Annotated in this window: 7 protein-coding genes and 3 tRNA genes; 3 read left to right on the top strand and 7 right to left on the bottom strand. The window is 70.1% G+C overall.

Annotated elements, in window-relative coordinates; genetic code table 11:
* Positions 1 to 20: 20 nt before the first annotated feature.
* Entirely contained in the window at positions 21 to 1,352 is a 1,332-nt protein-coding gene (locus tag ETD86_RS50840; RefSeq protein ID WP_170223741.1) for an extracellular solute-binding protein, read from the bottom strand.
* 154 nt (positions 1,353 to 1,506) lie between these two features.
* Between ETD86_RS50840 and arfA the strand changes: the two genes are divergently transcribed.
* On the top strand, positions 1,507 to 2,997 hold the full coding sequence (gene arfA, locus ETD86_RS50835) for an arabinosylfuranosidase ArfA (RefSeq protein ID WP_138673804.1): 1,491 nt from the start codon (positions 1,507 to 1,509) through the stop codon (positions 2,995 to 2,997).
* On the opposite strand, the gene ETD86_RS50830 is transcribed toward arfA, so the two are convergent.
* A complete protein-coding gene (locus ETD86_RS50830) occupies positions 2,984 to 3,994 on the bottom strand; it encodes a LacI family DNA-binding transcriptional regulator (RefSeq protein WP_246149463.1) in 1,011 nt (336 codons plus the stop codon). The two genes, arfA and ETD86_RS50830, sit on opposite strands and share 14 nt — an antisense overlap.
* A 321-nt stretch (positions 3,995 to 4,315) precedes the next feature.
* Here ETD86_RS50830 and ETD86_RS50825 point away from each other — a divergent pair, with 321 nt between their 5' ends.
* The gene (locus ETD86_RS50825) at positions 4,316 to 4,750 is read left to right on the top strand and encodes a hypothetical protein (RefSeq protein ID WP_138673803.1); all 435 of its coding nucleotides are present in this window, start codon (positions 4,316 to 4,318) and stop codon (positions 4,748 to 4,750) included.
* A gap of 253 nt (positions 4,751 to 5,003) precedes the next feature.
* On the opposite strand, the gene ETD86_RS50820 is transcribed toward ETD86_RS50825, so the two are convergent.
* The 4 genes from ETD86_RS50820 to ETD86_RS50805 form a co-directional block, all read right to left on the bottom strand.
* Positions 5,004 to 5,078: transfer RNA gene (locus tag ETD86_RS50820), tRNA-Val, on the bottom strand.
* A 5-nt stretch (positions 5,079 to 5,083) separates the two neighbouring features.
* A tRNA-Cys gene (locus ETD86_RS50815) sits at positions 5,084 to 5,154 on the bottom strand.
* A 14-nt stretch (positions 5,155 to 5,168) separates the two neighbouring features.
* Positions 5,169 to 5,240: transfer RNA gene (locus ETD86_RS50810), tRNA-Gly, on the bottom strand.
* Between the two features lie 39 nt (positions 5,241 to 5,279).
* Positions 5,280 to 5,903 (bottom strand): ACT domain-containing protein, encoded by a 624-nt coding sequence (locus tag ETD86_RS50805; RefSeq protein ID WP_138673802.1) that lies wholly within the window; start codon positions 5,901 to 5,903, stop codon positions 5,280 to 5,282.
* Positions 5,904 to 5,997: 94 nt separating this feature from the next.
* Here ETD86_RS50805 and dusB point away from each other — a divergent pair, with 94 nt between their 5' ends.
* On the top strand, positions 5,998 to 7,107 hold the full coding sequence (dusB, locus tag ETD86_RS50800) for a tRNA dihydrouridine synthase DusB (protein WP_211370844.1): 1,110 nt from the start codon (positions 5,998 to 6,000) through the stop codon (positions 7,105 to 7,107).
* On the opposite strand, the gene ETD86_RS50795 is transcribed toward dusB, so the two are convergent.
* On the bottom strand, positions 7,104 to 7,883 hold the full coding sequence (locus ETD86_RS50795; protein ID WP_138673801.1) for a phytanoyl-CoA dioxygenase family protein: 780 nt from the start codon (positions 7,881 to 7,883) through the stop codon (positions 7,104 to 7,106). The genes dusB and ETD86_RS50795 overlap by 4 nt on opposite strands.
* Between the last annotated feature and the right edge of the window lie 209 nt (positions 7,884 to 8,092).

Raw genomic sequence — 8,092 nt, 5'->3', positions numbered from 1 at the left:
GGCGGTGACGGTGGTGGTCATCATCGCTCCTGGTCGGGGAAGGGGTTCGGGGCCGACAGGAGCCGGTTCAGCGAGGCCTTGGCCGCGGCCAGGCCGTCTTCCGGCGACCGTTCACCGCCGATCACCGGGGAGAACGCCTCCCCGAACTCGAGCCACAACCGCGACGCCGATCCGGCGAACCACACCTGGGGATCGAGCGCGACCTCGGTGATGACCGAGCGGTACTCCGACTGGGGTTGCAGCGCGAGGTAGTCGGGCTCTTCGAGGGCGGGCAGGTACGCGGGCACGTGCCCGGCGACCGCCCAGTCGGCGCTGTTCTTGATGATGTGGGCGATGAACTGGTACGTGGCCCGCTCGACCTCGGGATCGCGGAACCGCTGGTGCGGCAGGACGAACGCATGGCAGTCGGCCTGCGCCGCCCCGTTTCCGAACACGCTCGGGAAGCGGGTCATGCTGAACGGCGTCTTGCGTTCCTTGAGCCCGGTGGTCTCCCAGTCGCCGTTCCACAGGAACGCGGACTGGCCGTTGGTGAAGCTGGCGACGGACGCGCCGTAGTCGGTGCGCGGATCGCACAGCCCCTCCTGCCCGAGCTGCGCCATGAGCCGCAGCGCCTGCAGCGCCTTCTGGTCGTCGATGGTGATCGTGACGCCGTCGTCCGCCAGCAGGGTGCCGCCGCTCTGCGGGTAGAGCGAGAACCACACCCGCCAGGGGCCGACGGTGCCCAGGCCGAGCGCGTCGAACACCAGCGGCGGCTTGCCGCCCAGCACCTCCTTGGCCTTGCGCAGCATGGCCAGCAGCTCGTCCTGGTTCCGGGTGGGCACCAGCTTGCCGTCCGCGCCGAGCAGTCCGGCCCGGCCGCAGATGTCGGTGTTGTAGTACTGCACCATCGGGTGGGCGTCGAACGGGATGGCGTACAACACGCCGTCGAGGTGGGCGCGTTCCCAGATGGGCGGGCTGAAGTCGGCGCCACGCAGGCCGGCCTCCTCCAGCAGTCTCACGTTGATGGGATCGAGGATGGCGCCGGCGCCGATCCCGGCCAGGCGGGCCAGGTGGAAGCTGGCCAGGTCGGGAGACCGCCCGCCGGAGCCGGCCATGGCGATCTTGGTGTAGTACGGCTCGCCCCAGGCGAGCACGTTCTCTTCGACGAAGATGTTGGGGTTGTCCTTGGCGAACGCCGTGACCATCTGGTTCATGATGATGCCGTCGCTCGCACCGAGAAAGTGCCAGTACTGGACGCGGGTTTGGGAGGAGCCGAGCCCCACGGGGATGGCGCACCCGGCGGCCGTGGCGCCGGCGAGCGCCAGACTGCCGCCGAGGAGGCTCCGACGCGAAAGTTTGGGGGGATCTTGCACGGTGGCCTCGATGTTTCGTCGGGGTTACCCGAGTGTTAGCGGTAACACCGGGGATGTCAAGGCCCGTTCTCCGTGATCGCCCGGCCTTGACCGGCCCGGCTGATAACGCTAACAATCTGAGCGACGTAACGCCCGCGAAACAGGAGCCCTCTCCGTGCATCAGGCCACACTCACGATCGATCCCGCGTTCAAGGTCGCTCCGGTACGCCGGCGTACCTTCGGCACCTTCGTCGAACACCTCGGGCGCTGCGTCTACACCGGCATCTACGAGCCGGGACATCCCACGGCCGACGAGGACGGCTTCCGCCGCGACGTGCTCGACCTGACCAGGGAACTGGGCGTCTCCACGGTCCGCTACCCCGGCGGCAACTTCGTCTCCGGCTACCGCTGGGAGGACGGCGTCGGGCCCAAGGACCAGCGTCCCCGCCGCCTCGACCTGGCCTGGCACAGCACCGAGACGAACGAGGTCGGCGTCGACGAGTTCGTGCGCTGGTGCCGCAAGGCCGGTGTCGAGCCGATGATGGCGCTCAACCTCGGCACCCGCGGCATCGAGGCGGCACTGGACCTGCTGGAGTACTGCAACCATCCGTCCGGCACCGCCCTGTCCGACCTGCGGGCCGCCAACGGCGCCAAGGAGCCGCACGGGATCACGATGTGGTGCCTGGGCAACGAGATGGACGGCCCCTGGCAGACCGGGCACAAGACGGCCCGCGAGTACGGCAGGCTCGCCGCCGAGACCGCCCGCGCCATGCGCATGGTGCAGCGGGACCTGGAGCTGGTGGCCTGCGGCAGCTCGAGCTCCAGCATGCCGACCTTCGGCGCCTGGGAGGCCGAGGTGCTGGAGGAGACGTACGACCTGGTGGACTACATCTCCTGCCACGCCTACTACGAGGAGAAGGACGGCGACCTCGGCAGCTTCCTGGCCTGCTCGACCAACATGGAGTACTTCATCCGCTCGGTCGTGGCCACCGCCGACCACGTCGGCGCCCGGCTGAAGTCGCGCAAGAAGATCGACATCTCCTTCGACGAATGGAACGTCTGGTACCTGTCCCGCTTCCAGAACGCCGGGACCCCCGCCGACTGGCCGGTCGCGCCGCCGCTCCTGGAGGACCACTACCACCTGGCCGACGCGGTCGCGTTCGGCGGCCTGCTGATCACGTTGCTGCGCAACAGCGACCGGGTGACCGCCGCCTCGCTGGCGCAGCTGGTGAACGTGATCGCGCCGATCATGACCGAGTCCGGCGGGCGGGCCTGGAAGCAGACCACGTTCCACCCGTTCGCGCAGGCTTCCAGGCTCGCGGCCGGGGACGTGCTACGGGTCGAGCCGGTGTCGCCGCTGTACGAGACGGCCGAGTTCGGCGAGGTGCCGCTGCTGCACGCGGTGGCCACGCACTCCGACGCGGGCACGACGGTGTTCGCCGTCAACCGCTCCACCGACGGGCCGCTCTCCCTGGAGATCGACGCGCGGGCGCTCGGCGGGGCCCGGATCGTCGAGGCCACCACGCTGACGGACTCCGACGTCTACGCCCGCAACACGGCCGACGACCCCGACCGCGTCGCGCCCCGGCCGAACGCGGACGTCGAGCACGACCCGATGCGGGTCCTGCTCCCGCCCGTCTCCTGGAACGTGATCAGGCTCGGCTAGCGGTGCTCTCGCGGACGATGAGCTCCGGCTCCACCAGCCGGCGGGTGTCGGGCTCGGCGCCCGCCATCTGGCCCAGCAGCAGGTGGAACGCGTGCCGGCCGACCTCCTGGAAGTCCTGCCGCACGGTCGTCAGCGGCGGCCAGAAGTACGCGGCCTCCGGGATGTCGTCGAACCCGGCCACGCTCACGTCCTCGGGGACGCGCCGCCCCGCCTCGCCCAGCGCGCGCAGCACCCCGAGCGCCATCTGGTCGTTGGCCACGAACACGGCGGTGACGCCGGGGTCCTGGGCCAGCTCGCGGCCGAGCTGGTAGCCGGAGCGCGAGCTCCAGTCGCCGCGCAGGATCTCGGGCACCGGCCGGTCGGCGGCCTCCAGCACGCCGCGCCAGCCCGCGATGCGGTCGTTGGCGTCGAGCCAGTCCGCCGGGCCGGCCACGTGCCAGACCGTCTCGTGGCCGAGGCTGAGCAGGTGCCTGGTCACGCGGGCGGCGCCGGCCCTCTGGTCCACCTTGGCGACGGGCACGGGGATGTCATCTCCTGCGTCCACCGCGACCACCGGCATCTCGGGCGGCAGGTGGCGCAGGCCGTCGGCCGCCGACTCGTGCGGCGCCACGATGATCACGCCGTCGACGGCCTGGGCGCGCAGCCGCTGCATGCCCTCCTCCATCGACCTGCGGTTGAGCGAGCTCAGGCTGGCGATGCTGACGTTGTAGCCGGCGTGCCTGGCGGCCTGCTCGATGCAGTAGAGCGTGGAGGCGGGGCCGTAGAGCGTGGTGTCGATGCTGACCACGCCGAGCACGCCCGAGCGGCCGGTGACGAGCTGGCGGGCGGCCTGGTTGGGCCGGTAGTCGAGCTCCTTGACGGCGGCCAGCACGCGGGCCCGCGTCTCGGCTCGGACCCGCTCGGGCGCGTTGAGCACCCGCGAGACGGTCATCGTGGAGACGCCGGCGAGCACGGCCACGTCCATGAGCACCGCAGGCCTGCCGTCCCTGGATCTCACCGCGGCTCACCCCCTCGGCGGTAACGCTAACAGGCCGAGGGGGCGAGCGCGCGATCATATTTCTCTGGGACCGGCCGATCAAGCCGATCCCGGCGGTGGCCATCCGCCGAGTAGACGGCAAGGTTCGCGAGGTTAAGACGCGGCACAATACCCGTCGCGCGGCCGGCGCCGACAGGCTCACCGTGGCGTACGCGCCGTTCTCGTCTTTCACCGCCGCCCACATGGGCACCAGTGCGGCGCGTACGTCGCTGACGCTGGCACGGGACGGCATGATGCTGGGAACCTCCAGCGGCGCCTCGGCGACCTTCACCGTCCCGGCGAGTGCGGGCACGTACACCCGCACCGGCACCGCCACGCGGGAAGCGGCGTGGACCGATCTGGCGACCAGCGTCAACACCGTGTGGACGTTCCGCTCGGCGCCAGGCGGCGACCGCCGCGTATGCGCCGCTGTACGCCGTCCGGGCCGACGCGCACACCGATCTCACCGGCCGGGTCCGCGACCGCAATGCCGCCGTCGACATCACCCTCGATCCCGGCTACGCCACCGGTGAGGAGATCACGACGGTGACCGCGCAGGTGTCGTTCGACGACGGCGTCACCTGGGCGAGGGTGCCGGTGGTGCACATCGCGGACCGGTGGAGGGCGCACGTCCTGCAGCCCCGCGGTGAAGGCTACGCGTCCTTGAAGATCACCGGGGCGGACGTCTCCGGGAACTCCGTTGAGCAGACCACGGTCCGGGCGTTCGCGTTCGGGTAACGACCGGTTCGCCTCGCGGGCGGGGAAAGGGGGCGTCGCCGATCACCTCGGCGGCGCCCCCGAGCCGACGTCCAGCCACCACAGGTCCGCACGCCCGCCGGCCACACCATGATCCGCGACTGGATCGGGGAGATCCTGACCGACGGCGTCCCCCATCACCGGGAACGACGAATCACCGGGAACGACGAAGGGCCGGCCCATGACGGACCAGCCCTCTCGGACAGTGAGCGTGCGGTTCGCGCGCTGCCAACTGTGGTGGACGATACTGGGATTGAACCAGTGACCTCTTCCGTGTCAGGGAAGCGCTCTCCCGCTGAGCTAATCGTCCTTGTGAGGTGGCGACGGGATTTGAACCCGTGTGGACGGCTTTGCAGGCCGCTGCCTCGCCTCTCGGCCACGCCACCGGGCCATGTCTCCGAGCGGAAGACGGGATTCGAACCCGCGACCCTCACCTTGGCAAGGTGATGCTCTACCACTGAGCCACTTCCGCGTTGCTCAAGTAACTCTAGCGGGTTTTCCGGCCGGATGGTTACTTGCGCAGCTGGCGGGCCACGCTTCGTTCCGTGGCGGGCAGACTGAGGAAGATCTCCAGGATCCTGGTGAGGCGGTGGACCTCGATGCGGTGGAAGGCGGGGCCCTCCGAGCGGGCCAGCAGGAGGGCGATGGCCAGGGGCGGCAGCGGGGCGTGGATGACGTGCAGGCCGCCCTCGAGCGTCATGGCGGTCGGCCGGGCGGGCACCTCGTCCGGGACCGTCAGCTCCTGCGGGGTGCGCCAGCTGGCGTACAACACGCGGTTCTCCGCCGTGGTCGCCGCCCAGTCGGCGCTGAAGAGCACGGGGAGGGAGTCGACGAGCGTGGTCAGGGCCCGGTCGCCCGCCGTCGTGATGTATTTGAGTATCTCCAGCTCCGGGTACGTGCCGGGCGCCTCGCGGGTGGTCCAGATGCCCTCGACCCGCACACCGTCGACCCCCTCCAGGCTCTTGACCAGCGCCTGCCTGGGGGTGCTGTCGGGGCAGAAGATCGTGATGTCGTCCACGGCCGCACCCGCGCCCCGGTCGAGGACGGTCAGCTGGGTGATGTCGGCGCCCGCCACTCCCAGGACCTTGGTGACCTGCGCCAGGGCACCCGGTCTGTCGGGCAGTGCGACGCGCACACGAAGAAGCATCCATCCCCCATCCGCCGATGATGCCATTGACAGCCTATCCGCGAATACCGCTCACGACCGGACCTGCGCTACAACTGACGAAGTGAAGATTGGGCCGATTGGGGTTTGGCCGCCGGTGGTGCTGGCGCCGATGGCGGGCATCACGAACGCGCCGTTCCGGGTGTTGTGCAGGGAGCAGGGCGCCGGGCTGTTCGTGTGCGAGATGATCACTACGCGCGGGTTGGTCGAGCGCAACCCCAAGACGCGCAGGATGATCAGGTTCGCCGCGTCGGAGCAGCCCAGGAGCATCCAGCTGTACGGGGTCGACCCCGGCGTCGTGGGGCGGGCGGCCCGGATGATCGCCGAGGAGGACCTGGCCGATCACATCGATCTCAACTTCGGGTGCCCGGTGCCCAAGGTGACCAGGCGCGGGGGCGGGTCCGCGCTCCCGTACAAGCGGCACTTGCTGCGGCGGATCCTGCGTGAGGCGGTCACGAACGCCGGGTCGCTGCCCGTGACCATGAAGATGCGCAAGGGCATCGACGACGACCACCTGACCTATCTGGACGCCGGGCGGATCGCCGCCGAGGAGGGTGTCGCGGCGGTCGCGTTGCACGCCCGTACGGCCAGGCAGCACTACGGCGGGGTCGCCGACTGGGACGCCATCGCCCGGCTCAAGGAGGCCGTGCCGGAGATCCCCGTGCTCGGGAACGGCGACATCTGGTGTGCCGACGACGCCCTGCGGATGGTGGCGCGCACCGGGTGCGACGGCGTGGTGGTCGGGCGCGGTTGCCTGGGGCGGCCATGGTTGTTCAAGGACCTGGAGAACGCGTTCAACGGCAACCCCGAGCGGGCCCGCCCCACGCTCGGCGACGTGGCCCAGATGATGGCCAGGCACGCCGAGGGGCTGACCGAGTGCTTCGACGTCGAGCGGTACGCGGTGGCGGACTTCCGCAAGCACGTCGGCTGGTATCTGAAGGGGTTCATGGTCGGGAGCGAGCTGCGGCGGGAGCTGGCCACGGCCGAGTCGCTCGACGGGCTGCGCGAGGGGCTGGCGAAGCTGGAGCACGACCAGCCGTGGCCGCCCAACACCGACACACCGCGGGGCAAGTCAGGCGAGCGGTCCAAGGTGCATCTTCCCGACGGGTGGCTGGACGACCCGTGGGACTGCGTCGTGCCTGAAGACGCCGAATCCGATGTTTCCGGCGGTTAGTGCGGACCGGCCACCTCGGTGCCGCAAGGTCCGCCGCCCACGGCCCGCTCCAGCTGGATGCGCTCGCCGGACATGGTGAGCGTCGGGTAGTACTCGGCGATCCGCTCCGCCGAGCGGCCGGTGTAGTGGCAGATGAAGCTGCGCCTGAAGCGGTCGGCCGTGCTGTTCGGCTCCGAGCCGTGCACCAGGCTGCCGTTGAAGAACAACACGTCGCCCGGGTCCATGTCGACCGGCACCTTCTTTAGCCCGGGCGGCGGCGGCACGTACTCCCTGGTGAACGAGACGTCCTGGTCGGCCTCCTCCGGGCAGAACAGGTCCATCAGGTGCGTGCCCGGCACCACCTCCAGGCCACCGTTCGCCCGGTCCACCCGGTCGAGCGCCACCCACGCGGCCACGCAGGTGCCCGGCTCGACGCGGAGGTAGAAGTTGTCCTGGTGCAGCGCCTGGCCCCTGGCGCCCGGCGGCTTGAAGTAGAACATGCTCTGGGCTGCTATCGGCTCCTCGCCGAGTATGTCGTGGAGTATCGCGGCGATGCGCGTGTCCAGGAGGTAGCGCAGGGCCAGGTCGTTCACCTCGTGGGGGTGCATGATGCGCGGGTATTCGCGCAGGATGTCGTACGGCCGCCCGGGCTCCTGCGGCTGCGGCGCGAAGTGACCCGGGATCGGGCCCCCGGCGTGCATCGCCATGAACTCCTCGCGCAGCCTGGCCACCTCTTCCTGGGCGAGGAGGCCGGGCACCAGCATGTATCCCTGTTCGTGGAAATCGTCGATCCTCATGTATTTCACGCTAAGGAACCGGATCGGGTAACGGTATGCCTGTGATTGCTGAGGACATGTCCGTTCCTGCTGCCGAGCTGATGATCGTCGGCCACTACGACAAGCTCCCCGGGTACGCGACGCGGCGGCCGGCGGGGTCGCCCAGCTGGCTGCTGCTGTGGACGCAGGCGGGCGCGGGGACGGTGGCGCAGGGCGGAGCGCCGTTCGAG

It is taken from the genome of Nonomuraea turkmeniaca (assembly GCF_005889735.1).
Taxonomy (GTDB): domain Bacteria; phylum Actinomycetota; class Actinomycetes; order Streptosporangiales; family Streptosporangiaceae; genus Nonomuraea; species Nonomuraea turkmeniaca.
This window is presented reverse-complemented; position numbering and strand designations above follow the sequence as displayed.